The sequence below is a fragment of the Bhargavaea massiliensis genome, assembly GCF_018390575.1.
In the GTDB taxonomy this organism is placed as follows: domain Bacteria; phylum Bacillota; class Bacilli; order Bacillales_A; family Planococcaceae; genus Bhargavaea; species Bhargavaea massiliensis.
In genome coordinates this window covers 175,475-201,440 of record NZ_JAHBCJ010000006.1, presented here as the reverse complement: position 1 = coordinate 201,440, position 25,966 = coordinate 175,475, and the positions used below count along the sequence as shown (strand labels likewise).

The 25,966-nt window shown below is 53.8% G+C and carries 21 protein-coding genes and 1 pseudogene; 15 read left to right on the top strand and 7 right to left on the bottom strand.

What is annotated here, in order from left to right; all coding sequences use genetic code 11:
- The first annotated feature begins 52 nt into the window (after positions 1–52).
- Positions 53–1,051, top strand: a complete 999-nt coding sequence (gene ccpA / locus KHA84_RS10945; protein WP_213423548.1) for a catabolite control protein A — start codon at positions 53–55, stop codon at positions 1,049–1,051.
- Between the two features lie 38 nt (positions 1,052–1,089).
- Here the strand turns inward: ccpA and KHA84_RS10940 are convergent, their stop codons facing one another.
- Genes KHA84_RS10940 through KHA84_RS10930 form a run of 3 tightly spaced genes read right to left on the bottom strand, consistent with a single transcriptional unit; the run spans position 1,090 to position 3,547 of the window.
- Positions 1,090–2,247, bottom strand: a complete 1,158-nt coding sequence (locus tag KHA84_RS10940) for an acetoin utilization protein AcuC (protein ID WP_213423547.1) — start codon at positions 2,245–2,247, stop codon at positions 1,090–1,092.
- Positions 2,244–2,891 carry an acetoin utilization AcuB family protein gene (locus KHA84_RS10935; RefSeq protein WP_213423546.1) on the bottom strand — a complete coding sequence of 216 codons (648 nt, stop codon included), beginning with the start codon at positions 2,889–2,891 and terminating at the stop codon, positions 2,244–2,246. The genes KHA84_RS10940 and KHA84_RS10935 overlap by 4 nt, the downstream gene beginning before the upstream one ends.
- A gap of 23 nt (positions 2,892–2,914) precedes the next feature.
- Positions 2,915–3,547: a GNAT family N-acetyltransferase gene (locus KHA84_RS10930; RefSeq protein WP_213423545.1), complete on the bottom strand. Its 633-nt coding sequence runs from the start codon at positions 3,545–3,547 to the stop codon at positions 2,915–2,917.
- Between the two features lie 270 nt (positions 3,548–3,817).
- Between KHA84_RS10930 and KHA84_RS10925 the strand changes: the two are divergent.
- Together KHA84_RS10925 and acsA are read left to right on the top strand one after the other, a co-directional pair.
- A pseudogene (locus tag KHA84_RS10925) lies at positions 3,818–4,339 on the top strand (phosphotransferase); the annotation flags it as partial.
- Positions 4,340–4,505: 166 nt separating this feature from the next.
- Entirely contained in the window at positions 4,506–6,224 is a 1,719-nt protein-coding gene (gene acsA / locus KHA84_RS10920) for an acetate--CoA ligase (RefSeq protein WP_213423611.1), read from the top strand.
- Positions 6,225–6,465: 241 nt separating this feature from the next.
- Here the strand turns inward: acsA and KHA84_RS10915 are convergent, their stop codons facing one another.
- Complete coding sequence (locus tag KHA84_RS10915; protein WP_213423544.1) at positions 6,466–9,486, bottom strand: transglycosylase domain-containing protein; 3,021 nt, start codon at positions 9,484–9,486, stop codon at positions 6,466–6,468.
- A gap of 357 nt (positions 9,487–9,843) precedes the next feature.
- Here KHA84_RS10915 and tyrS point away from each other — a divergent pair, with 357 nt between their 5' ends.
- Together tyrS and KHA84_RS10905 are read left to right on the top strand one after the other, a co-directional pair.
- The gene (gene tyrS / locus KHA84_RS10910; RefSeq protein ID WP_213423543.1) at positions 9,844–11,109 is read left to right on the top strand and encodes a tyrosine--tRNA ligase; all 1,266 of its coding nucleotides are present in this window, start codon (positions 9,844–9,846) and stop codon (positions 11,107–11,109) included.
- A gap of 115 nt (positions 11,110–11,224) precedes the next feature.
- On the top strand, positions 11,225–12,331 hold the full coding sequence (locus KHA84_RS10905) for an alanyl-tRNA editing protein (RefSeq protein ID WP_336511141.1): 1,107 nt from the start codon (positions 11,225–11,227) through the stop codon (positions 12,329–12,331).
- Positions 12,332–12,383: 52 nt separating this feature from the next.
- Here the strand turns inward: KHA84_RS10905 and KHA84_RS10900 are convergent, their stop codons facing one another.
- Positions 12,384–13,196 (bottom strand): cobalamin-binding protein, encoded by an 813-nt coding sequence (locus tag KHA84_RS10900; RefSeq protein WP_213423542.1) that lies wholly within the window; start codon positions 13,194–13,196, stop codon positions 12,384–12,386.
- Positions 13,197–13,627: 431 nt separating this feature from the next.
- Positions 13,628–14,230, bottom strand: coding sequence for a 30S ribosomal protein S4 (gene rpsD / locus KHA84_RS10895; protein WP_213423541.1), 603 nt, complete (start codon positions 14,228–14,230; stop codon positions 13,628–13,630).
- Between the two features lie 427 nt (positions 14,231–14,657).
- On the opposite strand from rpsD, the gene KHA84_RS10890 reads away from it, so the two are divergent.
- Complete coding sequence (locus KHA84_RS10890) at positions 14,658–15,872, top strand: trans-sulfuration enzyme family protein (protein ID WP_213423540.1); 1,215 nt, start codon at positions 14,658–14,660, stop codon at positions 15,870–15,872.
- 69 nt (positions 15,873–15,941) lie between these two features.
- Here the strand turns inward: KHA84_RS10890 and KHA84_RS10885 are convergent, their stop codons facing one another.
- Positions 15,942–16,430, bottom strand: a complete 489-nt coding sequence (locus KHA84_RS10885; protein ID WP_213423539.1) for a GAF domain-containing protein — start codon at positions 16,428–16,430, stop codon at positions 15,942–15,944.
- A gap of 158 nt (positions 16,431–16,588) precedes the next feature.
- On the opposite strand from KHA84_RS10885, the gene ezrA reads away from it, so the two are divergent.
- The 9 genes from ezrA (at position 16,589) to tpx (ending at position 25,948) form a co-directional block, all read left to right on the top strand.
- Positions 16,589–18,277, top strand: coding sequence for a septation ring formation regulator EzrA (gene ezrA, locus KHA84_RS10880; protein WP_213423538.1), 1,689 nt, complete (start codon positions 16,589–16,591; stop codon positions 18,275–18,277).
- Between the two features lie 77 nt (positions 18,278–18,354).
- Positions 18,355–19,482 carry a cysteine desulfurase family protein gene (locus KHA84_RS10875; RefSeq protein WP_213423537.1) on the top strand — a complete coding sequence of 376 codons (1,128 nt, stop codon included), beginning with the start codon at positions 18,355–18,357 and terminating at the stop codon, positions 19,480–19,482.
- A 7-nt stretch (positions 19,483–19,489) separates the two neighbouring features.
- Complete coding sequence (gene thiI / locus KHA84_RS10870) at positions 19,490–20,695, top strand: tRNA uracil 4-sulfurtransferase ThiI (RefSeq protein ID WP_213423536.1); 1,206 nt, start codon at positions 19,490–19,492, stop codon at positions 20,693–20,695.
- An 80-nt stretch (positions 20,696–20,775) separates the two neighbouring features.
- Positions 20,776–20,982: an alpha/beta-type small acid-soluble spore protein gene (locus KHA84_RS10865; protein WP_008300213.1), complete on the top strand. Its 207-nt coding sequence runs from the start codon at positions 20,776–20,778 to the stop codon at positions 20,980–20,982.
- 189 nt (positions 20,983–21,171) lie between these two features.
- Complete coding sequence (gene mbcS, locus KHA84_RS10860) at positions 21,172–22,737, top strand: acyl-CoA synthetase MbcS (protein ID WP_213423535.1); 1,566 nt, start codon at positions 21,172–21,174, stop codon at positions 22,735–22,737.
- 148 nt (positions 22,738–22,885) lie between these two features.
- Positions 22,886–23,797, top strand: coding sequence for an EamA family transporter RarD (rarD, locus tag KHA84_RS10855; protein WP_213423534.1), 912 nt, complete (start codon positions 22,886–22,888; stop codon positions 23,795–23,797).
- A gap of 54 nt (positions 23,798–23,851) precedes the next feature.
- Positions 23,852–24,859, top strand: coding sequence for a signal peptide peptidase SppA (gene sppA / locus KHA84_RS10850; protein ID WP_213423533.1), 1,008 nt, complete (start codon positions 23,852–23,854; stop codon positions 24,857–24,859).
- Positions 24,860–24,872: 13 nt separating this feature from the next.
- Entirely contained in the window at positions 24,873–25,412 is a 540-nt protein-coding gene (locus KHA84_RS10845) for an RDD family protein (protein ID WP_213423532.1), read from the top strand.
- A 29-nt stretch (positions 25,413–25,441) separates the two neighbouring features.
- Positions 25,442–25,948, top strand: a complete 507-nt coding sequence (gene tpx, locus KHA84_RS10840) for a thiol peroxidase (RefSeq protein ID WP_213423531.1) — start codon at positions 25,442–25,444, stop codon at positions 25,946–25,948.
- Positions 25,949–25,966: the final 18 nt, after the last annotated feature.

Below are 25,966 nucleotides of genomic sequence, written 5' to 3'. Positions count from 1 at the left end.
ACTGTCGTAAAATGAAAGAAATAAGATGTGTTTTCATCGGAGGGATCTTTTCATGACAGTGACGATTTATGATGTGGCACGGGAAGCCAATGTTTCAATGGCGACCGTATCCCGGGTGGTTAACGGCAACCCCAATGTAAAGCCGGCCACGCGGAAGCGGGTAAAGGAAGCCATCGAGAAGCTCGGTTACCGCCCGAATGCTGTGGCGAGGGGTCTGGCCAGCAAAAAGACGACCACGGTCGGCGTGATCATTCCGGATATCTCGAAAGGGTTTTACGCTGAACTCGCCCGAGGGATCAGTGATATTGCCACGATGTATGAATACAATATCATCCTGTCGAACTCCGACGAGAATGAGGAGAAGGAAATCCGCCTGATCGAAACGATGCTCGGCAAGCAGGTGGACGGGATTGTCCTCATGAGTGATCAGATCTCTCCGGGACTCAGGGAAGAAATCAGCCGGTCGACGGTTCCGGTCGTACTGGCGGGAACAGTCGATGAGACCGGCGCTATTCCGTCCGTCAATATCAATTACCGATCCGCCGCACGCGAGGCTGTCGGGCATCTGCTTGAGAACGGTCATAAAGAAGTGGCGCTAGTCACCGGGCCGCTTGATACGACCATTAACCGTGACCATCTGCTGGAAGGGTACAGGGATGCCCTCCAGGATGCGGGTGTCGAGTATGACGAAGGTCTTGTCTTTGAAGTGGAAGATTCGTATGATGCCGCACTTGAAGCCTGGCATGCGACCGACCGGCGGCCGACTGCTGTATTTGCCGGAAGTGATGAGCTGGCGATCGGAGTCATACATGGGGTGATGGACGCAGGCCAGAATGTGCCGGATGATGTGGAAGTGGTGGCTTTCGAGAACACAAAGCTTTCGAGGATGGTCCGGCCGCGGCTCACTTCGGTCGTTCTGCCGCTATATGACATCGGCGCCGTTTCGATGCGCCTGCTGACAAAGTACATGAGCAACGAAGAAGTCGGTGATCCGACCTTTATCCTGCCGCACCGGATGGAAGTTCGGGAATCCGCAAAATTCAACGATTGAATAAGTAAAGGAGTTGCCGATGTGCCGGCAACTCCTTTTCATTTTATCTCGTTCCGTATGATATGGAGGGCTTTTTCCATCATCAGCCGGTTTTTTTCTTCGATTTCCGCTTTGCGCGGAATCGGCTTGTAGAGCGGATCCGGGTCTTCCCACTCTGTCATCAGCGGAACAGGTGCCTCTTGGCCGTATTGTGCCAGCCACTTTTTTGGCAGCGGGCCAGTTGGAATGGCCGATTCGTTCATTGTGAGCCAGATCAGTGACCAGGCCCTCGGCACAACACGCCAGATGTCATACCCGCCGCCCCCGACGGCAATCCACCTGCCGCCACAATACTTTTCTGCGAGTTCCATGGCCACTTCCGGAATCTCCCGGTAGGTCTTCATGGTCGAATGCAGATGGGTGAGCGGATCAAAATAATGGGCATCCGCACCGTTTTGTGTAAGGATCACATCGGGTTTGAAGAACTCCGCGATTTCCCTGACAGAAGTACGGTATACCTCAAGAAACGAATCATCTTCGGTAAAGGCGTCCACCGGGAGATTAAATGAGGTGCCGTACCCTTGGCCGCTCCCGCGTTCGGTGATCGAGCCGGTGCCGGGGAACAGATAACGTCCTGTTTCATGGATGGACACGGTGCATACATCCGGGTCATCGTAAAAGCTCCATTGCACGCCGTCTCCGTGATGGGCGTCGGTATCGATGTATATGACACGCGCACCGTATTTTTCCTGCATATAGCGGATGGCGACCGAACTGTCATTGTACACACAGAAGCCGGATGCTTTGCCGCGGAATCCGTGATGCAGTCCGCCGCCGAGATTCACCGCGCGACGGGCGCGGCCTTCCATCACTTCATCGACGGCGGTCAGCGTGCCGCCGACCAGCTGCGCGCTTGCTTCGTGCATATCAGGAAAAATGGGCGTGTCTTCCGTACCGATTCCGTAATTCTCGGCAACGGCCTGATCGATTTCTCCGCTCCCGGCCTTTTTCACGATTTCGATGTATCGTTCATCATGAATCAGCGCCAGCTCCTCATCGGTCGCCACCCGCGGTTCGACAATGGCCGAGTCGGGGAGGGCATCGATGGCACGCAGAAGGTCTGTCGTCAGAACGAGCCGTTTTTGATTGAACGGGTGTGTCTCGGAGAATTTATAGTCGAGCTGACCCTCGGAATAGACGAATGCTGCCCGTTTCATTGGTGCATTCCGGGTAGATTCGGCCATAGCACGTCATATCCTTCCTTGCGCAGTTCTTCGATGATTGCGAGCGGATTCATCGTTTTGACCCGGATGACGAGAATTTTGTGATCCAGCCGTTCTTTGTCCGGGTAGACCAGCACGCTTAGCACGTTCGCATTGTGGTCGTAGAAAACTTTGGAAACACCGAATAGGACTCCGGCAACATCCGGCACGCGCACCTCAATCTGGGAACCGGGCTTGCTGGCACCTGTCAGTTCGATATAGCGGTAGAGAAGGTCAGTCTCCGTGATGATGCCGACCACTTTTCCCGCCGAGACAACGGGCAGGCAGCCGATGCCATGTTCATAAAAGATTACGGCAGCTTCCTCGACAAAATCAAGCGGGTGCCCGGTCAGCGGATCCCGCGTCATGATTTCCGAAAGCAGGGTGTCATAGACAGACAGATCCTGTTTTCCAATCAGCGATGACGGAATGGCTTCCTTCAGGTCACGGTCCGAGACAATGCCGACGATCTCCCCCTTATCATCCACGATCGGCAGGTGACGGATCTTTTTGTCTTCCATCCGTTCAAGCGCTTCCCGTATCGTATTTCCGGGACCTAGCGTCACGACTTCCGTATTCATGATTTCTTCAAGAATCATCCCCGATAACCCCCTTCAAAGAGTCAGTACATGAACCGGTTCATGAACCGGAGCTGATCGAATTTCTGGACGGAATCCTGATCCACACGGCTTCCGATCCTCGCCATCAGGCAGTTTGCCGGGTGTGAGCTGATCTCGGGATCATCTGTCGCGTAATAAGTAAGCCCGCCGGCATTCATCATTTTCTCCATCACTTTCCGGTACTCCCAGACGTTCAGTTTCGTACCCTTCAGATCCCAGTGCCAGTAGTATTCGGTCGTGATGACGATGTAGTCTTCCATCTGGTCATCCCTCATGGAAACCTTCAGCAATTGCTTTCCGACGCCTCCACCTCTAAAGGCAGGGATGACTTCAATGGCCCCAAGTTCAATCAGATTGTCCATTTTACCTTCCGACCAACGCTCCAGCGGATCAGGATAAAGGAATGTCACATAGCCGACAATCGTATTTTCATGGCGTGCTATGATAATTCGTCCTTCTGGCAGCCGGGCAATGCCCACGATAGCCCGGTGCTGCTGATCCGGCTGCCGGAAGGCGATCAGATCTTCATGGAATTCGAGTAATTCCAAAGTCTCGGGAGAAACAGGCCCCTCAATGACCAGATCACCCGATGGATGGGCCAGTTCCTCAGAAAAGTAGGTTTTCACATGTTCCAAATTGTCACCGCCTCGTTGTAGTGGCTATTCCAGATTATACATGAATGCATGCTGCCGAGGGGAGTGAATCTTCCCATTTTTATGAACGGTCGATGGCACCGGGTTACACGTAGCGTACAGGCTCTATTTTCCCTATCACATAAAAGGAAATCTTCAGTTTGACGATTGATAGAAGTTATTACATTCTAAACATACCAATCGGTCAGTATGGAGGCGTGGCTACGGAAAAAGTGAAGAAATTGCAAAATCAGCTCGCTCTATTTATGGGGCCGACACAATCGGGCAAAGACCGGCGAAGTGGATGCAGTCGGGATGCTGATCGACTACTTGTCATCAAACATACCGGAATCCGGCGAGCCTTCCGTGATCCATTATGATTACAAGCTGAATAATGCGATGTTCTCAGATGACTTTTCAGAGATGACCGGACTGTTTGATTGGGAGATGGCGACTGTCGGCGACCCGCTTGCGGATGTGGCGGCAGCGATGAGTTACTGAATACAAGCAGATGATCCCAAACTTCTGAGGAACGGTCTCTGCAAGCCGCCGGTCACCGTGATGGAAGGTTTTTATATGAGGGAAGAGTTTATTCGGGCCTATTCGGAAAAGAGCGGCCGGGACGTCAGTCACATCGATTATTACCTGACATTCGCCTATTTTAAGCTCGCTGTCATTTGCCAGCAAATCTACTCCCGCTTCAGAAACGGACAGACCAAAGACCCGCGCTTTGCACATTTTGGAACGTTCGTTGAAAACCTGATCAACTACGCCTCCAAAGGAATCAGAAGTTAAAGGGAAGGTCTGTTGATGCGGAGAACTGCAGAATATCTGCAGTTTTGATTGGAGAACTACTAAAGTCTTATTTGGGGCTAAAAAGTTAAAATATTGCCACATATGATTCTATTTCGTGTAGAATGATAGTGTAAACGTATTGCGAAAGGGTGATCATATGGCAACGATGGAGAAAAACGTCATACCTGTCAGTGATGGGGGATTCAATCTGGCGGACTATGAAAAGACCGTCGAAAATTTCAAATGGGAAGATGCAGAAAAGGATTTCAGCTGGTATCAAACCGGAAAAGTGAATATTGCCTATGAGGCCGTGGATCGCCATGCAGATTCATTCCGGAAAAATAAAGTGGCACTTTATTATAAAGACCACAGTCGGAAAGAAGCATATACGTACGATCAGATGAAGCGGATGACCAACAAAGCCGCAAATGTGCTGAAAACGCATTCAACACTCGGTAAAGGGGACCGGGTGTTCATCTTCATGCCGCGCTCTCCTGAGCTGTACTTCGCGCTTCTAGGAGGACTCAAGCTCGGGGCAATCGTCGGTCCGCTGTTTGAGGCTTTCATGGAAGGGGCAGTATTTGACCGTCTTGATGACTCTGAGGCAAAGTCGATCATTACGACTCCTGACCTCCTGGAGCGCGTCCCGGTCGACCGGCTCCCAAAACTCGAGAAAGTCTTCCTGGTCGGTGATAATATCGAAGAAACCGACAAGATTGTCGACTTCAATAAGCATTTGAAAGAAGCATCCGCGCACTTTGAGCCGGTCTGGCTCGGCAAGGAAGACGGAACGGTTCTCCACTATACGTCCGGCTCAACAGGGCGCCCGAAAGGCGTTCTGCATGTCCAGTACGCGATGGTTCAGCAGCTCCAGACCGCAAAATGGGTGCTGGATCTGAAGGAAACGGATGTATACTGGTGCACGGCCGACCCGGGCTGGGTGACCGGAACTGCTTACGGGGTGTTCGGCCCGATGCTGGCCGGCGCGACGTCGCTCATTGTCGGAGGACGTTTCAAGACTGAGGACTGGTACCAGGCGATCGAGGACTATGGCGTAACAGTCTGGTATTCCGCGCCAACTGCGTTCCGCATGCTCATGGGCGCAGGAAACGAACTGATCAAGGAATTCGAACTGTCATCCCTTCGCCATGTTCTATCGGTCGGTGAGCCGCTGAACCCTGAAGTTGTGAAATGGGGGCTTGAAGTATTCGACAAGCGCATCCATGACACATGGTGGATGACGGAAACAGGCGCCCAGATGATCGTAAACTTTGGTTCGATGCCGATTAAGCCGGGCTCGATGGGCAAGCCGGTTCCGGGCATCGAAGCGGCCATTGTCGATGACCAGGGCAAAGTTCTGCCTCCTAACTCGATGGGGAACCTCGCGCTGAAAAAAGGCTGGCCGGCAATGATGAGGAAAATCTGGAACAACCAGGAAAAGTACGACTCGTACTTCCTGAACGACGAATGGTATGTATCCGGGGATTCCGCCTATATGGATGAGGACGGTTACTTCTGGTTCCAGGGACGTGTCGACGATGTCATCATGACATCGGGCGAACGGGTCGGACCGTTTGAAGTCGAAAGCAAGCTGATTGAGCACCCGGCGATTGTGGAAGCGGGTGTCATCGGCAAGCCGGACCCGGTACGTGGTGAAATCATCAAAGCATTCGTCGCCCTTTACGACGGATATGAGCCGACTGATGAGCTTAAGGAAGACATCCGGCAGTTCGTCAAGAAGGGTCTGGCTGCCCATGCGGCTCCGCGCGAAATCGAGTTCAAAGATAAACTGCCGAAGACCCGGAGCGGTAAGATCATGCGCCGTGTACTGAAAGCATGGGAACTCGACCTTCCGACAGGCGATCTGTCGACAATGGAAGACTGATGGAACAGATACGGAGAGGCGGGTATATTCGGTTGAGACGTTCACGTACCAGGTTAAGATGTTAACATACTCAGCTGAGACGTTGACATACTCTCCCGAAACGTCGACAAATACCCAGCGAGGGCTGCAGACAAAGTGAGCGAATGGCTCCTTTGTCTGCAGCTTTTTTGCATACAGACGATAAGCACTGAGAATGAAAAAACCGGCATCCTTGTGGGATGCCGGGTGAGGGGCGTGGGAATCAGCCGCCGTTGCCGCTGTTCCCGCCATTACCATTATTTCCGTTGTCTTTGTTGCCGCCATTGTTCTCGTCATTTCCGTTGCCGTTATCGCCGTCTTCCTTGCTGTCGCCCCCACTGTTGTTGCCGTCCTGATTGTTATCGGATTGGTCTTTTTCCGGCTTTTTATCTTCTTCTTTTTTGTCAGCAGGTTTCTTGTCGTCTCCGGATTCTGAAGGTTTATTTTCCTGAGGCTTTTTGTCTTTTTGCTCTTCTTTAGGTTTTTCCTTAGGTTCAGGAGCATCAATCTTGATGACATTGGATGGGCCGGACAGTTCTCCGGTGATATCGACGGCACGGACGCTATAGGAGCCCGGCGCGGACGCACTGACGCTGTAGGAGCCGCCGTATGCTACGGATGCAATCTTGGCGCCGTCTTTGTACACATAGTAGCCGACCACATCTGCCGAAGGGGAGTTGCTCCAGGTGATATTGCTTCCTGAGCGAGCCGCGCCCGGTGCGACCGGTGCACCGGCGATACCGCTATAACTTTGGGCAGAAACAATATTGCTTCCGAACCTGGATCCGTTCGGGAAGAGCCCGGCCGGATCACCGCCGTAAGGGGCGAGCATGCGGTCAACAAAATCCTTGCTGATGCCTGCGGCGCCGCTCCGGACAAATTCCTTAGGAGTCGAAGGCAGTGCCTGGTAGCGGGTGCCGCCAGCAATGACATAAGCTCCTCCAGATGTACCGCCGAAGCTATCGTCAGGTTTGTTAGGAACGAATGTGTGTGCGTTGAACAAGTCTGCCCTTACAAGGCCGGCAGCCTGGCAGGCCTTTGATGGGGCAAGCCCGGAGATGCCGCAGAACGAGCGGCTGACGACGCCTTCCGGCTGCTGGAACCGTTCTCCGGCCCCCACAATGTCCGGTGCCACTTCATTCATGCCGTTCATGAGCCGCGCGAACAGTTTGTTCACCCTAGTGCTTGGCTGCAGGTCACGCGATGTCATTCTGCCGAGCTTATACTTTTTCTCGTTGTCATAGCCGAGCCAGACACCGAGCGTGACGTTCGGGTTGTATCCCATCAACCACACATCTTTAAAGTTGTCGGTCGTTCCACTTTTTGCTGCAATGTCCGGACGGAAGTTCAAATCCTGTCTCATGATGGTGGCCGTGCCGGATGTAACGGTATCCCTGAGCATGTCTGTCACGATATAAGCGGTCTGCGGACTGAACACCTCGACGGGCTCGGTCTTGTGTTCGTAGACGAGATTTCCTTCACTGTCCTCAATCCGCTCAATCATATACGGTTCTACATACTTGCCGCCATTGGCGAGGGTGGAGAATCCGCCGACATTCTGTTGGACAGATGCCGAGTAAACACCCAATGCCGCCGAAGGGACGTTCCGCTGGGTATCTAGGATGCGGTCGTAGCCCATCTTGTCGAGGAACTGTGTCGGATCTTTGTCCGCAATCTTGCCGAGCGTCCGGACGGCAGCCAGGTTATACGACTTGGCAAGCGCTTCGCGCGCAGGAACAATCCCGTACTGGCGGGAAGCGATGAAGTTCTTTGGTGTCCAGCTGCCGATTTTGGCCCAGACGTCCACGACGGGGCTGCCGGCACCGATATGGCCGAATTCAATCGCGGGACCATATACGAGAAGCGGCTTGATTGAAGATCCGACCTGCCGGAAAGCGTTGGTGGCGTGGTTGGTCTGTTCGATCTGATGGTCACGTCCGCCAACGAAAGCAAGAATGCGGCCGGACCCGTTTTCCACTGCCATAGAGCCGACTTCGACAGGATGTAACTTCTCGACCGGTTCACCCGTCTCGCTGTCGACCTCTGTCTCGGTCAGTGTCGGACCGTAATACTCGAAGTTGTTTTTAATCTCTTGGAAGCGGTCATACAGGTCTTTTTTGATCGTCGAGTGGATTCGGTAACCGCCTGTTTCCAAGTCCCGGCTGGCCAGTTGCTTGTACTTGGCGCGAAGCTCGGATTCTTCGTCAAGCCTTGCCGGGTCGATTCCGTCTTTTTCCGCAAGGATTTTTGCTAGGATCTCCACGGCATTCAGCTGGATTTCGGGGGTCAGGAACGGATATCGTTCCGTCGCGCGCTTTTCAGGCTTTTTAAAGTCTTTTGTGATGTCGTAGACAACAGCCTGCTCATACTCTTCCTTTGAGATATAGCCGGTCTCCTTCATCCTGTATAAAACGGTTTTCATCCGCTCAATGCCCGGTTCCAGTTCTTCCGGTGTCTTCATTCCACGCTGACCCGAGTAAAACGGGGTATAGAGGAAGGGCGCCTGCGGAAGACCCGCGATATAAGCGGCCTGCGGAAGGTTGAGTTCCTTCTGGGTAACTCCGAACAGGCCCTCCGCTGCTGTGGCGACACCGGCGATGTTTTGGCCGGACGCATTCCGTCCATATGGAATGATGTTCAGGTACGCCTCAAGGATCTCTTCTTTTTTCATGAATTTTTCAAGACGCATCGCCAGCAGGATCTCCTTGGCTTTCCGTTCGTAGGAAACCTCGTTCGTGAGAATCTGGTTTTTGATCAGCTGCTGTGTCAGCGTCGAGCCCCCGGTCTGCGAGTCGGCGTTCGTCACGTCCTGGAACAGACCCCGGAGTATCGCTTTCGGGACAATCCCTTCATGATCATCAAAGTACTCATCCTCTGTCGCGAGCACTGCATTGATGAGATAAGGGGAGACGTCGCCGAGCTTGGTCTCCCTGCGCTCGATGTCCGCATTGACTTTGCCGAGGTAGACTCCGTCAGCAAAGTACAATTCGGACGTTTCTTCATAGGTCAGGACCGTCTGCCTCATTTCTTCCTTTGTGCGGAGCGGTTCTTTGTTCACGAGCGAAGCGAAATAACCCGCTCCGGCCGAACCGGCGAAGATCCCGAGCAGGATGCCCGTGACCGCGAAGAGGAGGAGGAGGTTCCAGGTGACGCCCGATCCAATCCTGAGCCGCCTGCCCCATTGCGATTCCTGGAACTCCGCGACTTTCTCTTCTATATATTTAAATGGATTTTTTCTCTCCACAGGATCCCCCCTTAAAATCTCGTCATATTATACCATATTGCGACAGGGGGAGAAATCAGTATTGACATCGTTCCGGATTCGGATAGAATGAGGATTATTAAATCATTACCGAGCGAGGATGGGGCCGCAGTAGCGCCGTCCGCCGAGCGATCAGAGAGGCAGCGGCTGGTGAAAGCTGTCCGGCGGACGATTCGTGAATTACAGCCCCGGAGCAAGGCGCCGGCATGGCGTTATCATGCATAAGCGGGGAAGCGGTTTGCGCTTCCCAAGCCGGGTGGTACCGCGTTGATGGAATCAGCGCCCCTGCAGGATCTTAGGATCCGCAGGGGCTTTTATTATTTTCTGGAGGGATGAACAATGACGAACGAACTGATCGAAGATCTGAAATGGAGGGGCCTGCTCTACCAAACAACGGACGAGGAATCCCTTTCCGAACTGTTGAACAAGGAAAACATTTCCCTCTACTGCGGGGTTGATCCGACAGCCGATAGCCTGCACATCGGGCATATCGTGCCATTCCTGACGCTGCGCCGATTCCAGAAGCACGGACACCGGCCGATCGTACTGGTGGGCGGGGCGACCGGCATGATCGGGGACCCGTCGTTCAAGGCGGATGAGCGGCAATTGCTTTCGGAAGAACAGCTCAGCCACAACGTGGCCGGCATCCGTGGTCAGCTGGAGCAGATTTTCGATTTCAGCGATGAGAATGCCGCTGTCATGGTCAACAACAAGGACTGGTTCGGCAAAATGACGGCGATCGACTTCCTGCGCGACTACGGAAAGCTTCTGAGCGTGAACTACATGCTTGCGAAGGAGAACGTCGCGACACGACTTGAAACCGGTATTTCATTTACCGAGTTTTCGTACATGCTCATACAGGGCGCGGACTTCAACCATCTTTATGACCATTACAACTGCCGCGTGCAGGTGGGCGGCTCGGATCAGTGGGGCAACATTACGACGGGACTGGAAGTCATTCGGAAAACCCATGACGAGAACGCCAAGGCGTTCGGCCTGACGATTCCTCTTGTTACCAAGGCCGATGGAACAAAATTCGGCAAGACGGCCGGCGGCAACGTCTGGCTGGATCCGGAAAAGACATCCCCATACGAGTTCTATCAGTTCTGGATCAACGCGGCGGATGCGGATGTCATCAAGTACCTGAAGATCTTCACGTTCCTCAGCAAAGAAGAAATCGCCGAACTTGAAAAATCGGTCGAGGAAGAGCCGCATCTCCGCAAGGCTCAAAAGACACTGGCCGAAGAAATGACGCGCCTGATCCACGGTGACGAAGCGCTTGCCCAGGCGGAACGCATTACTGCCGCACTGTTCAGCGGCGACCTGAAATCACTGTCCGTGTCCGAGATGAAAGACGCATTCAAAGACGTACCGAGCTACGAAACTGCGAAAGAAGTCCGGAACATTATCGACCTGATTGTCGAAGCGGGAATCTCTTCTTCCAAACGCCAGGCGCGAGAAGATGTGACTAATGGCGCAATATCCATCAATGGGGAACGGGTGAAAGACCTGGATTACACGATCGATGCCTCTGATCGTCTGGATGATGCGTTCACCATCATCCGCCGCGGCAAGAAAAAATACACGATGATCCGATTTAACTGACCGGGGCGCCTGAGCGAGACCGGGATGCAAGGAGGGAATTCCCATTCTGAAAAACCGTCTGTACTATAAAGATCCTTACCGGACCACCTTCAAGGCAAATGTCATCCGGGAAGGGGTGGAAGACGGCAGGCCGTTTGCCGTGCTTGAAAACACCGCTTTTTATCCGACGGGTGGCGGCCAGCCGCATGATACCGGTAAGCTGAACGGCATCCGGGTGACGGATGTGGAAGAAAGGGATGGAGAGATCCGCCACTATGTGGAAGAACCGCTGAATGCGCTTGTCGCTTCAGGCAAAATTGACTGGACACGTCGCCACGACCATATGCAGCAGCATACGGGCCAGCATATCCTGACGGCCGCCTTCATTGAGACGGCAGGCTGTTCGACGGTCAGCTTTCATCTGGGCAGTGAAATCGTAGCGATTGATCTGGATACCGAGCACCTGATCGATGAGCAGTTGGAAGCTGCCGAGAAGCGGGCAAATGAAATCATCCGTGAAAACCGGGAGATCGAAACCCGCTGGGTGACGGAAGAGGAGCTGGACCGGGACCGCCTAAGGAAGGAAATTGCGGTGGACGGGGAAATCCGGCTTGTCATCATCCCGAATTACGATTACAACGGGTGCGGCGGGACGCATCCATACTCCACGGGAGAAGTCGGCCAGCTGAAGATTCTCGGGATGGAAAGGGTGAGAAAGAAAACCCGTGTCCATTTCGTCTGCGGCAATCGGATCCTCGATCAGCTCGGGAAAAAGAATCGGATCCTCAAGGAAGCGGTCGGATTGCTGAGCGTGCCGGCAGAAGAAACTGCAGAGGCGATCAGAAGGCTTCTTGATACGAACCGTGTTTTTGAAAAGCAGCTTGCGGAAGCGGAAGACCGGCTGCTTGAAATGGAGGCGCAATCTCTTGTCACCACCGGGCCGTTGGTAAAGGCATCCTTCAAAGACCGCCCGATCGCAGTCCTGCAGAAACTGGGCAGGGCTGCCGCGGCTGCGCGGGAAGATGCCATCGTCCTGCTTGCTGTACGGAACGGTGGAAAACTGCAGTTTGTCGCCGCGTGCGGCAGTGAAGCCGCGGTTTCCATGAAACAGGTGGCCGCCGCTGCGCTTGAAGCAACCGGCGGAAAAGGCGGCGGAAGCGAGACTTTTGTACAGGGTGGGGGAGATACATCCCTTACTGCGGAAGAGCTTCTTTCTGTGATGGCCTCATCCATAGAAAACTAATGAACAGCCCCTGCGGACCTTGAAGTGTCCACAGGGGCTATTTCCGTTTAATTCACACCCCTTGGACCCAACCGGGCAGACGGAGATCTCCATATAGTTTCGGATGAAGCATGTTGCCGAGTTTCAGCGCACCTTCCAGCAGGCGCGGTGACGGGCGGCAGTAGAGCCATTCCTCCATGACATCGACCTGTCCATCGCGCACTGATCGAAGCTCCGGCCAGCCTGGCCGTTTTAACAGCAGCTCCGGACGGATCTTTTCAGTACGGACACCGACCCACGCGAGCAAAATCCTGTCCGGATCACGGGAGGCCACATCTTCCCAGTCTGTCTGGACGCTGGCAAGCTCAACGTCTTCATATAAATTGCGCCCGCCCGCGATCCGGCTGATTTCCGTAAGCCAGTTGATGCTGCCGGGTGTGAATACCGGCTTCGGCCACCATTCCCAGTACAGCGACGGCCTGTCTGTTGTTAATTTCGAGCGGTTTTCAAGCTCACTGATGAAGTCCAAGTATTCCCGAGCGGTCTGACTAGCCAGATCTTCAATCCCACATGCCCGTCCAACGGTCACCAAGTCTCCTGCAATATCCTCAAGACTCTGCGGATTGGTGACGAGATGAGGAATACCACGGTTTTCAAGCCCCTCCACATTCTTCTCCATACCCGGGACGCTGAGTGACGCGAGGACCAGATCTGGCTCAAGTACCTCGAGACGGTCCAGGTCGATCGACAGATCCGGCCCGAGCTTCGGCAACTCCGAAACGGACGCCGGCCAATCAGAAAAATCATCCACCCCTACAAGCTGCGCATCCAAACCAAGGTACGCAAGCAATTCCGTATTGCTCGGGCATATGGAAACAAGCTTCATTGCAACCCCTCCGTTCTTCTAAACAGATTGTATCAGAAGGGGAGAGGGCAGCGAAGGAGTGAGATGACGAACATTAGGGTCGATTAAAGCAATAATTGACTCCGCAACGCTTGCGTTGTTGCACGCAGATGCCAATCTGCTTGTTGGCATTGGCTGAAGCAACACCCGGGACTAGCGGGCGCCGTCACGGACAATGGCGTCTGTGGCCAAAGCAGCAGCGTTGGCCTTCAAAGCTCTTCCTGCTACCAAAACTCAGTTTTGGTAAGTAAGAATCTGCAGCGGAAATCCGAAGGATTTTTTACTGCATAGAATTTAGACATCGCTTCCTGTGGTTTCGAAAACAGAAACCTTTTTTCATCATTAAATGCAAACACAAAAAAACTGCAGACAAGGAGGAGGACCTCACTTTGTCTGCAGTCTGTAAAAGCTGATTAGCGGTTGTAGAATTCAACGATCAGCGCTTCGTTGATCTCTGCAGCGAGTTCGCTGCGCTCAGGAAGGCGGACGAATGTGCCTTTCTTCGCTTCCGCATCGAATGTCACGTAGTCAGGAACGAAGTTTGTCGCTTCGATCGCTTCGTTGACAGCCGACAGGTTCTGGGAACGCTCGCGGAGTGCGATTTCCTGGCCAGGCGCTACGCGGTACGACGGGATGTCGACGCGCTTGCCGTCAACGAGGACGTGGCCGTGGTTGACGAGCTGGCGTGCCTGGCGGCGTGTGCGGGCAAGGCCCATGCGGTACACGACGTTGTCGAGGCGCGTTTCAAGCAGGATCATGAAGTTTTCGCCGTGCTTACCAGGCATTTTGCCTGCACGGAGGAACAGTGTGTGGAATTGGCGCTCGTTGACACCGTACATGTGACGGAGTTTTTGCTTCTCTTGAAGCTGCATGCCGTATTCCGAGAGTTTTTTACGCTGGTTCGGGCCGTGCGGGCCTGGAGCGTAAGGACGTTTTTCGAGTTCTTTGCCCGTACCGCTCAGGGAAATACCGAGGCGGCGGGAGATTTTCCAAGATGGACCTGTGTAGCGAGCCATGGATGACTCCTCCTCTTAAGTTGGTTTTATTTTGAGTAAAATAAAAACCAGATGTGTTCAAACACGGTGCCATTTCATCATCTTGCACCTTCGCCCCAGCAGCCAAGGGTTACGCGATGCACCGTTTACCCGGACATTGTCCAGCTCCAGGCGGCAGAGGTTCGGGTCATAAGCCGTGCTGCGCCGCGAATCAAGATTCGCTCTGTCGCCCACTCTTATGCGTGTCACCTCTTAGCAGCCGCCTTGGGCTTTTCGGTAAAGGGATAAAATGAACAGCCCTGCTCACACAACTGCTGCGTTTATTTTACACAACGACTATCATACCCTGCGGGTAGGTGGAAGTCAAGAACAAGGATGGTTTCCTTTTTGGGACTATAAAGATATAATAGCAGTAAATGATAGCGCTTTCAAAAGAGGAGGGGCAACGATGGAAAAGAAGGTCCACCGGGATACACTCATCATTCACGAAGGCCATGATCCGCACGACCACCAGGACAGTTTGGCGGTTCCGCTTTATCAGACCTCCACCTATGTTTTCCCTGATGCAGCTTCCGGGGCGGCCCGGTTTGCCGGGGAAGAAGCGGGCAATATTTATTCCAGGCTGACGAATCCTACCGTCAGGGTATTGGAGGAACGTATTGCCGCTTTGGAAAAAGGGGCGGGCGCTCTTGCGTTCGGTTCGGGCATGGCGGCAGTCAGCGCCGTCCTCGTACATGCCACGAAGGCAGGCGACCATATACTTTGCACAAGGGGAATCTACGGCTGTACATTCGGCCTGCTGAATATCCTGAAAGAGAAATACGGCATCACGCACAACTTGATTCCGATGAGGACGGAAGCAGAGATCGAGCGCCAGGTCACGCCGGAAACGAGAGTCATTTACATCGAGACACCGGTCAATCCAACGATGGAAGTGGCCGATATCCGCGCGGCCGTCAGTGTCGCCCGGCGCCACGGCCTCAAAGTCATTGTTGATAACACCTTCTGCTCACCGTATTTCCAAAATCCGATCGAACTCGGCGCGGATTTTGTCCTTCACAGCGCAACCAAGTATATCAATGGTCACGGTGATGTGATTGCGGGCCTTCTGGTCGGTGCTGACGAGGAGGAGATCGGCCGGATCCGGATGACCGTTCAGAAAGACTTCGGGGGGATCGTCTCCCCATTTGATGCATGGCTCATGATCCGCGGACTCAAGACGCTTGCCGTCCGGATGGAGCGCCACTGCTCCAACGCGGAGGCCGTCCTCAATTACCTGAAAACAGTTCCTGCGGTGAGGGAGGTCCATTATCCGTTTGATGAAAATAATCCGGACGCCGAAATCGCCAAACGGCAAATGACTGCCGGAGGCGGCATCTTTTCCTTCACGCTTGACGGCTGCCTGGAAGAAACCCGGATTTTACTTAATGAACTGCGGCTTGTTAAGCTGGCGGTGAGCCTGGGGGATGCCGAGTCACTGATCCAGCATCCTGCCACGATGACCCACTCAGCGGTGCCGGCTGACGAACGGCAGGCAATGGGCATCACCGACTCGATGATCCGCTTTTCCGCGGGACTGGAACACCCGGATGACATCATTGCTGATTTCGATGCCGCGTTTGCCGCACTCAAGAAAAGGAGAGCTGCGGCTGCAACTGAATAATTCCCATGTAAAACAGGGCAGCACGGCGAAAGGCCGGCTGCCCTGTTTTGTGATGGAAACGGGCCGGAATCATGATTTGAGATGGTTCACCAGCACTTCAACGAACTTTTCCAGCCCTCGCGCGTCCTCTTCGGAGAAGCGCGCAAGCTCCGGGCTGTCGATGTCCAGGACGCCGAAAACTCGGCCATCCAAGACGATCGGCACGACCACTTCGGAGCGCGAAGCGGCATCACATGCGATGTGCCCCGGGAAGGCATGGACGTCTTCCACCAGCTGAGTTTTCCGTTCCAGCGCGGCTGTGCCGCAAACCCCTTTGCCGAGCGGAATCCGGACACATGCCGGCAGCCCTTGGAAAGGACCGAGCACGAGCTCGTCCTCACCGTCCATCAGGTAGAATCCGACCCAATTGACGCGATCGAGAAATTGGTTAAGGAGTGCAGAGGCATTGGCGAGGTTCGCCATGACATTCGTTTCTCCTTCGAGCAGTGCATTCAGCTGCTTGCCCAGAAGATCATACTTTTCCTGCAGTGTTCCTTCATATTGTTGTTGAGTAAACACGGTCAATCTCTCCTTTCAGGGAAAGGTTCCCTGTGATGTCTGATGAATGATGGCGAATCATGCAATTTCTTGCGAAAAACAACGGCATAAAACCGTGAAACATGATACTATATAGGATAATACAGCGTTTACAGTGATTTTGGAACAGGGGGACTATGATGAAGTACATCATCATTGGCATTATCATTCTCATTGCTTTGATCATCGTCGCCTTTATTATGAGGCGAAAGCATACAGCCGTCATCAATAAGCTGGAAGTAGAGAAGCTGCAGATCCAGCATAAGCCGATCCTTGAGGAACTGACAAAAGTGAAGCAGCTGAATATGAACGGAGAGACGGAGGAGATGTTCGAGCGCTGGCGCAGCAGCTGGACGGAAGTCATGGACGACCACATGCCGGCGATCGACAACCTCCTTTTTGATGCGGAAGAAGCTGTCGACCGGCTCCGGTTTGGCAAGGCGACGGAGATTGAAAAAGAGATCGAGTCGAAAATTGCCTATGCCGACGGAGAGATGAACCGGATTCTTGAAGAACTGGATGAACTGATCGGCAGTGAAGAGCTGAACCGCGTGGAAATGGAAGAGCTGAAAAAGCGTCATAAAGCTGCGCGCAAAAGCCTTCTTGCCCACCAGCACTCGTTCGGAAACGCCATTGGCCGGCTTGAAAAGCGTCTTGAGGCGATCAATCCCCGTTTTGAAGAGTATGATGAGCTTACAGCGGCGGGGAATTACCTGAAAGCCCGAGAGACTGTACTTGGTCTTTCCGACGAAGCCAAAGAGACGTTTGCGCTAATTGAAGATGTGCCGGTACTCCTGACGGAAATCCAGACGAAGATTCCACAGTCACTTAGGGAATTGCGCGCAGGCATCCGTGAGATGGAGGACGGTGGCTACTACATCGGGCATCTGAAAATGGAGGAACGCCTTGCTGAAATCGACCGCGAGCTGGATGACCTGAAAGCCGCGCTTGAAGCGCTGGAAGTGGCCGAAGTCAAGGAGCGCACCGCTTCCCTGGAAGAAGAGATCAACGGTTTTTACGACAATCTGGAGCGGGAAGTGTACGCCCGCCATTATGTTGAAGAAAATCATGCAGAGATCGCCGCAAACCTCGGCGAGCTGAGCGCCTTCACGAGAAGCACCGCGGACGAAGCCCGTTTTGTCCAGCAGAACTATCGGCTCAGCGAGAAGGAAGCGGCGATTCCCGAAGCGGCCCTGGAACAGGTGTCCGGACTGGAAAAACGCTTTGGCTTGCTGACGGACCGGATCAATGCCGGGCAGTCCGCATCTTCTGTACTTGAGGAAGAGCTGAAGGCGATTGACGAAGAGTCAAGACAATTGCTGGACGAGCAGGGCCGTTTCTCCGACCGCCTGAAAGAACTGCGCATCAACGAAACGGAGGCGCGCGCGCGGCTGTCTGAACTCGGCAGAATCCTCCAGGAAACGGACCGGCAGCTTTTCAAGGCGAATACGCCTGGTATCCCGGAAGACATGGACGTTCGTCTTGAAGAAGCTGAGGAGCAGCTGTTTATCGTCAGCCGCAATCTTCAGGAGATGCCGCTGAATATGTCGCTTGTGAATGAAAGCCTTGCAAAAGCGGAAGGCTACATTCATGAGGTATCCCAGAAGGCGGATGAGATGCTGGAAAACGTTGATCTGATTGAACGCCTGATCCAGTATGGCAACCGTTACCGCTCAAACCCTGCAATCGATGAGCAGCTGGCAGAAGCCGAAGAGGCATTTCACCAGTGCCGCTACGGCAAGGCGCTGGAAGATGCGGCCTCCGCCGTAGAGGCTGCGGAACCGGGTGCCCTCAAAAAAATCGAAGTACTTGTCAAACAGGAAGTCTGACGTACATAATAAGTCAGGGAATCAGCCACCTCACAGTCTTGTGACGGTGGCTTTCGTTCGGAAAGGAAGCATGCATCATGATTTATTTCGACAACAGTGCGACGACCATGCCTGATGACCGGGTACTGGATACATTCATCAAATCATCAAAGGCGTTTTTCGCCAATCCCTCGTCGCTGCACAGGCTTGGTATCGAGGCTGACCGCCTGCTCGGGCGGGCAAGCGAACAGGTGGCCGAGCTTGCGGGCATGCCGGGCGGCAAGGTTGTCTTCACTTCAGGAGGAACGGAAGCCGATAATCTGGCTCTTTTCGGACTGGCGCGCGGCAACCGCAGCCACGGAAAAAAAGTTCTCGTATCGGCTATCGAGCACCCGGCCGTTTTGCAGTCCCTTCCGCAACTGGAAGCGGAAGGGTTTGAGGTCGACACTGTCCATGTGGGACGCGACGGGGTGATCGACCTTGCCGATCTGGACAGGAAACTCACGCCGGACACGTCCGTCGTCTCCATCATGCACGTCAACAATGAAACCGGCGCCATTCAGCCGCTTGAGGAAGCGGGGAGGATCATCCGGGCAGGAACGCGAGCCATTTTTCATTCTGATACGGTACAAAGCTTCGGGAAAATTCCTATTCCGGTTAATGTAAACGGTCCCGATGCCATATCCCTGTCTGCCCATAAAATCCACGGCATCGAGGGATCCGGCGCTCTGATACTGAAAAAAAGGCATGCTTTAGAACCGATTCTTTTCGGGGGCGGCCAGCAGGAAGGTTTCAGAAGCGGCACAGTACCGGTCGCGCACGCAACGGCACTGGCCAAGGCGATGCGCCTGGCCATGGAGGAACGGGATCTCGCGCCTTATGAGGAGTGGAGAAATGACCTTGTACGCTATTTCGCGACCTTTGACAAGTTGATGGTACTCGGCGCTGAGAATAATGCACCCCATATCCTCTCCGTCGCCATCCGTGGCATCAAAGGAGAAATTGCCGTCAATGCTCTTCAGGAACAGGAGATCTATGTGTCCACATCAAGCGCATGCTCTTCGAGAAGCCGCAAGGAAAGCCACGTCCTCCAGGCGATGGGTGTTCCCGATCAATACCGCCATGGCGTGATCCGAATCAGTTTCGGGCGGATGAACTCGGCAGGGGAGATTGATCAATTCAAAAAAGCATTCACCTCATTCATGGAAACGATAGAAAGGGTTTGATCCGAATATGATGTACCACGAAATCATGATCCGTTACGGGGAACTTTCGCTGAAAGGGAAAAACCGGAACGTATTTATCCGCAAGCTGAGAGACAATATCCGCCGAATCATGAAAGATCTGCCGACGGTCAAGGTGAAGTCGGAACATGACCGGATGTATCTGTTCGCGGAAGAAGGACAGGAAATTGAAGAGGCTCTAAAGCGCCTGTCCGATGTGTTCGGCATCCAGTCCTTCAGCCCGGCTGTGCGCTGCAAGGCCGATCTCGATACAATCAAGGAAACCGCCGAACGGATTCTGTCGGTCATGGAGACGGAAGGCAAGACGTTCAAGGTTGAAGTCCGGCGCGCGGACAAAACCTTCCCGCTGAAGACGATTGAGCTTCAGCAGGAATTGGGCGGCCACCTGCTCCCGCTCTTCCCGGATCTGGTCGTCAAGATGAAAAATCCTGAGATCCGCCTTCTTGTCGATATCCGTGAGGATGGAGCTTATCTCTCCACGAAAACCATCCAGGGAGCCGGCGGTCTTCCGGCGGGATCCAATGGCCATGCGCTCCTGATGCTTTCGGGGGGAATTGACAGCCCGGTCGCCGGCTATTTAATGATGAAGCGGGGCCTGAAACTGGATGTCATCCACTTCCACAGTCCGCCGTTTACGAGCGAGCAGTCCAAGCAGAAAGTCGTGGAACTTGCGGAACGGCTGAGCGCATTCGGCTCAAAGATCCGCATGCATACGATCCATTTCACCGAAATCCAGCAGGCAATTCAGGATACGGTTCCATCAGCGCTCACAATGACGACGACGAGGCGCTTGATGATGAAAATTGCCGACCGGGTCCGGGAAGAAATAGGTGCGAAAGCGATTGTCACCGGAGAAAGCCTGGGCCAGGTCGCCAGCCAGACGCTCGACAGCCTGAGTGCCATCAATGAAGTGACATCGACTCCGGTACTCCGTCCGCTCATTGCGATGGATAAACTGGATATCATCAGTATCGCTGAAAAGATCGGCACATATGAAACCTCGATCCGCCCGTTTGAGGACTGCTGTACCATCTTCACGCCCGCAAACCCGGCCACCAAGCCGAAAACGGATAAAGTCATTTATTATGAAGGCAAGGCGGATTTCGGAGGGATGATCGAAAAAGCCATAGCCGAGCGGGAAATCACCGAACTGCCGTTGAAAAAAGAAGAAGATCCGTTTTCAGACCTTCTGTAATCCGGAATAAATTTCCAGAGATCCGGCCGTATGATAATCCGCCTCCGGCACATTCTATGTGCACAAGGAGGTGATACATCATGGCAAACAACAACAGCAACAACTCGAACCAGCTTCTCGTACCTGGTGTCCGCCAAGCGCTTGACCAGATGAAGTACGAAATCGCTCAGGAATTCGGAGTTCAGCTGGGTGCCGACGCAACATCGCGTGCCAACGGTTCCGTTGGCGGAGAAATCACCAAGCGTTTGGTTTCGATGGCACAGCAGCAGATGAAAGGCCAACAATAATGCAAGCGAAGGCCGCCCGTCCAAGTGACGGGCGGTCTTTAAATTTCTGCTTACCGTTTTACATAAAGTGTGCTTCATTTGCCACGGTCTATCCTCAGGACCTGTTATCGTCTGAAAACGAAATCTATTTTGAAACGGCGAAATGTTAGGCGTATAATCGGAGGTGAATATGAAAAGGGGTGACTGGGCATGAGAAGAGCAGACCTGCTGGCTCCGGAGAGGTATAATCTGGCTTCGGAATTTGAAAAATATGCCGATGAACCGGCACGAAAAGCACTGATTTGGACAGACGGCAAGGAAACAACCGAAGTGACCTACCGTGAATTAATGGATCGTGCAAATCGCTGTGCGAACGTGCTCGCATCCAATGGAATTGAAAAAGGCGATGTGGTGATTGTCATGATGCCGCGTCTCATTGAAGCCTATGTAGTTTATGTTGCTGCGCTAAAGGCCGGTATCGTGGTGATTCCGAGCTCTGAAATGCTCCGGGCGACCGATATCGATTACCGGCTCGTGCACAGCGGAGCCAAAGCAATCATCGCCTTTGCGCCGTTTGCGGACCAGTTCAAAGAAGCCGCTCATATGGACGGCGTCAAACTGTTCATGGTCGGTGATTCGGAGGAAGGAATTCCGCTGCTGGATGAAATGGAAAAGGCATCGGCCAAGTTCGCAGCATCCGGAACCCTGAGCGGCGATACAGCTTTCCTGTCTTACACGTCCGGCACAACAGGAAAACCGAAGGGAGTTGTCCATACCCATGGATGGGGTTATGCCCATTTGAGGACCTCCGCCGCCAACTGGCTCGGCATCGAAGACGGCGACACGGTTTGGGCGACCGCCAGCCCGGGATGGCAGAAGTGGATCTGGTCGCCGTTTCTGGCGACGCTAGGCAGTGGTTCGACAGGCTTTGTCTACAACGGGCGTTTTGATCCGAAAAAGTACCTGGAACTCATCGGTGAATATGGCGTGAATGTCCTTTGCTGCACGCCGACGGAATACCGGCTGATGGCAAAGACAGACAACCTTGCGAAGTATGACCTGTCCTCGCTCCACAGTGCCGTCTCGGCAGGTGAGCCCCTGAATATTGAAGTGATTGAGACGTTCCGCCGTGAATTCAACCTGGAGGTCAGGGACGGTTACGGGCAGACGGAAAACACGCTGCTTGTCGGCACGATGAAAGGAATGGAAGCACGCCCTGGCTCGATGGGGAAGCCGACCCCGGGCAACCGCGTCGAAATCATCGACGAGGACGGAAAGCCATGTGCCGCGGGCGAAGTGGGGGATATCGCAGTTCATGTCGACACGCCGGCGCTGTTCAAGGAATACCTGAACGATCCGGAACGGACGAGCCGGCAGTTCCGGGGTGATTATTACGTGACGGGGGACCGCGCGAAAATGGATGGGGACGGATATTTCTGGTTCGAGGGCCGTTCTGATGACATCATCATCTCCTCCGGCTATACAATCGGACCATTTGAAGTGGAGGACGCACTGACCCGGCATCCGTCAGTAAAGGAATGCGCGGTGGTCGCAAGTCCGGATCCGGACCGCGGCAGCATTGTCAAAGCCTACATCGTCCTCCGCAATCCGGAAGAGGCGTCAGATGAACTAGTCAAGGTTCTTCAGGAACACGTCAAAACCGTCACAGCCCCGTATAAATATCCACGTGCTGTTGAATTTATTGAAGAACTACCGAAAACCGCGTCAGGCAAGATCATGAGGGTCGAACTTCGCAAGCAGGAAGCCATGAGCTGATTTTGATCTGACCCATTTTCCGGCCGGCGCAACCGGTCCCGGATGGGCAGTGATCAAACCTCCCCCGGGCTGCAAAAGGGAGGTTTTTTAGTTTGATGTGTATGCGGCAGGCTGTTGCGCACGGCAGTTAAGAAAGAAGGGACCATCCTTGGAGAGTAAGGAAAAAGCAGGCATCATCTGGGCAGCCTCCGCTTACCTGATATGGGGAGTGCTGCCGATCTACTGGAAAAGCCTCGGCCATGTGCCGAGCGGGGAAGTTCTTGCCCAGCGGATTTTTTGGGCATCCATCACCACCGGAGTGGTGGTGTTGTTGCTGGGCCAGGGAAAGCTTCTTGCCGCGGACCTGAAAGCCCTCTGGAAAAACAAGCGGGCATTTTGGAGCCTGCTGGGCGCTTCTGTCATCATCTCGGGCAACTGGTTCCTGTTTATCTGGGCAGTGAACAACGGACATATTGTCCAGACCAGCCTCGGTTATTACATCAATCCGCTTTTATCAATCCTGCTTGGTATCGTTTTCCTGAAGGAGCGGCTGTCTTCACCTGAAAAAGCAGCCGTTGTGCTGGCACTGATTGGTGTCCTGATCATCACCGTCTCCCACGGTACATTCCCGTGGCTGGCGCTTGGTCTCGCGGGGACATTCGCCGTCTACGGTTTCGCAAAAAAGACGATCCATCTGGATGCCTTAAGAGGACTGACGATCGAAACGGCTTTTATCGCGCCTGCGGCCGCCGTGTACCTGATCTGGGCAGAAACGACGGATCGGCTGATTTTCTTTGCTGCCGGGCCGGGCACAGTTCTTTTCCTTGTTCTTTCAGGAGCAGTAACGGCGATTCCGCTCGTTCTGTTCGCGAGGGGAGCTCAGAGCATCCCGCTGTATTTGCTCGGTTTCCTCCAATACGTTGCGCCGACCATGATGCTGTTTCTGGGTGTGGTGGTCTATGGAGAAGCGTTCGGTACGATAGAGCTGATTGCCTTTTCCTTTATCTGGGCCGGATTGGTTCTGGTGACTCTTTCGAAGTTCCGGATGATGAAAAAGATGAGGCTTGCCCAAGAAAAGTGAAACGGAACCGTGTTCTTTCCCGTATAGGGAGATGGAAAGGGAGGTAGAAATCAAATGAATATGAAACGTTGGATTGCCTTAGGCGCGGCCGTTCTGCTGTTCGTCGTCGCGGCGGGCATCAACACGGTGTCTTCCTTCATGTCGATGAACTGGCAGTCCATGATGGAAGACCAGCTTGGGACTGCAAGCGGACAGGTGGAGCAGGTTATTGAAGATGGGGATGCGAGGAACCGGATTGCGCTCCTGCGTGCAGATGGAGTCATCCAGGACACGGGCGCGGCGTCTCCGCTGTTTGCGACCGGATACAACCATCAGGCATTCATGGAGCAACTGGAGATGATCCGGGAGGACAAATCCGTCAAAGGCGTGGTCCTTTACGTAAACTCCCCAGGCGGAGGTGTGGTCGAATCGTCCGATATCCATGACAAACTGGTCGAGATCAAGGAAGAAAAGGATATTCCGGTTTACGTCAGCATGGGTTCCATGGCGGCATCGGGCGGTTACTACATTTCGGCGCCGGCGGACAAAATCTTTGTACATAAAGAGACTCTGACCGGCTCGATCGGCGTCATCATGGAAAGCGTCAACTATGGCGGGTTCGCCGAAGAGCACGGGATCGACTTCGTCACGATCAAATCGGGCAAGTACAAGGACATCATGAGCCCGACGCGTGAAATGACGGAAGAAGAGCGGGAAATGCTCCAGACGATGCTGAATGATTCCTATGAGCGTTTTGTGGACGTCATCGAGGCTGGCCGCGGAATGAGCGAGGCGGAAGTGAAGAAGTGGGCGGACGGACGCATCATGAACGGCGGGCAGGCGGTAGAGGCCAAACTGGCGGACGAAACCGGCCGGCTTGAAGATGCAATCGCCGGTCTCCGGTCCGATCACGACCTGGACAAAGCCCAGATGTTCGAATACAGCATGGATGCGGGCTTCGGTTCGCTGCTCGGTGTAAAAATGCAGTCGCTTTTCCAGGGTGATTTGGAAAGCCGCATCATCGGTCAGGTGCTGTCGGACTATAACTCGCCGCGAATGATGTACCTTTACGGTGAAAAGTGAGGAGGGATTCGAAATGACAGAACCAATTCATGAAACCGGCAATCTGTCCGGATCCTTCCCGGAGCCCAAGGAGTTCCAACACGCCTACGCAGGATTCTGGATCCGTTTCTGGTCGTATCTGATCGACCTCATCGTCCTGGGGTCTCTCAGCATGCTGGCGGTGCGCCCTATGTTCCGGCTAGCGGGACTTGAGATCGCGCCGGGCGCCTGGTATGCACCATACAATCTTCTGACAGCGGCAATCTTCTTCCTGTATTTCATCTTAATGACGAAATACTTCGGCCAGACGGTTGGGAAGATGGTGACCGGCATAAGGGTCATCCGGCGGGACGGAGGGCGGCTGGACTGGAAGACCGTCCTGTTCCGTGAATGGGTTGGCAGGTATTTCTCGAAGACGCTTATGGTTCTATATCTTGTGGTCGGATTCACTCCGAAAAAGGAAGCGCTGCACGATTATATCGCAGATACGCTGGTCATCCATGAGGAGCGCTACCAGAAAGCGGCACTTTCCCATGGTTATGCGAACCGTTTGCAAGACGGTCACGCACTCTAGTACACTGGGTGAAAAGGAGGCGTTGCAAGATGGCACAAGTAACATTTAAACAACAGCCAGTTACACTTCTCGGAACGGAAATCAAGGTCGGTGACGAGGCGCCGGACTTCACGGTTCTCCAAAACGACCTGTCACCGTTCACGCTGAAAGATACGGAAGGGAAAATCCGCCTCATCAGCGTCATCCCGTCAATCGACACGGGTGTCTGCTCGACGCAGACAAAGCGCTTCAACGAAGCGGTCACAGACCTGGGGGATGACGTCGCGGTCCTTACCATTTCCGTCGACCTGCCGTTTGCTCAGGCACGATGGAAGGCGTCTGAAGGACTGGATAATGCCCACACCCTTTCCGACCACCGTGACCTGTCCTTCGGCACCGCATACGGTGTTGTCATGAAGGAGCTGCGCCTCCTGGCACGGAGCGTCTTCGTGATCGGCAAAGACGGCAAAGTGGCCTATGTCGAATACGTACCGGAAGGCACCGACCACCCGGACTACGACCAAGCAATCGACGCCGTCAAAAAACTGGCGGAATAAAAACGAAACCCACTCCGG

What these genes read in the sequence shown, in the direction of transcription:
- ccpA (WP_213423548.1), top strand. Translation starts at nt 53, where the DNA reads ATGACAGTGACGATTTATGATGTGGCACGGGAAGCCAATGTTTCAATG.
- KHA84_RS10940 (WP_213423547.1), bottom strand. Translation starts at nt 2,247, where the DNA reads ATGAAACGGGCAGCATTCGTCTATTCCGAGGGTCAGCTCGACTATAAA.
- KHA84_RS10935 (WP_213423546.1), bottom strand. Translation starts at nt 2,891, where the DNA reads ATGATTCTTGAAGAAATCATGAATACGGAAGTCGTGACGCTAGGTCCC.
- acsA (WP_213423611.1), top strand. Translation starts at nt 4,506, where the DNA reads ATGGAGAAAAACGTCATACCTGTCAGTGATGGGGGATTCAATCTGGCG.
- tyrS (WP_213423543.1), top strand. Translation starts at nt 9,844, where the DNA reads ATGACGAACGAACTGATCGAAGATCTGAAATGGAGGGGCCTGCTCTAC.
- KHA84_RS10900 (WP_213423542.1), bottom strand. Translation starts at nt 13,196, where the DNA reads ATGAAGCTTGTTTCCATATGCCCGAGCAATACGGAATTGCTTGCGTAC.
- rpsD (WP_213423541.1), bottom strand. Translation starts at nt 14,230, where the DNA reads ATGGCTCGCTACACAGGTCCATCTTGGAAAATCTCCCGCCGCCTCGGT.
- KHA84_RS10890 (WP_213423540.1), top strand. Translation starts at nt 14,658, where the DNA reads ATGGAAAAGAAGGTCCACCGGGATACACTCATCATTCACGAAGGCCAT.
- ezrA (WP_213423538.1), top strand. Translation starts at nt 16,589, where the DNA reads ATGAAGTACATCATCATTGGCATTATCATTCTCATTGCTTTGATCATC.
- KHA84_RS10875 (WP_213423537.1), top strand. Translation starts at nt 18,355, where the DNA reads ATGATTTATTTCGACAACAGTGCGACGACCATGCCTGATGACCGGGTA.
- thiI (WP_213423536.1), top strand. Translation starts at nt 19,490, where the DNA reads ATGATGTACCACGAAATCATGATCCGTTACGGGGAACTTTCGCTGAAA.
- KHA84_RS10865 (WP_008300213.1), top strand. Translation starts at nt 20,776, where the DNA reads ATGGCAAACAACAACAGCAACAACTCGAACCAGCTTCTCGTACCTGGT.
- mbcS (WP_213423535.1), top strand. Translation starts at nt 21,172, where the DNA reads ATGAGAAGAGCAGACCTGCTGGCTCCGGAGAGGTATAATCTGGCTTCG.
- sppA (WP_213423533.1), top strand. Translation starts at nt 23,852, where the DNA reads ATGAATATGAAACGTTGGATTGCCTTAGGCGCGGCCGTTCTGCTGTTC.
- KHA84_RS10845 (WP_213423532.1), top strand. Translation starts at nt 24,873, where the DNA reads ATGACAGAACCAATTCATGAAACCGGCAATCTGTCCGGATCCTTCCCG.
- tpx (WP_213423531.1), top strand. Translation starts at nt 25,442, where the DNA reads ATGGCACAAGTAACATTTAAACAACAGCCAGTTACACTTCTCGGAACG.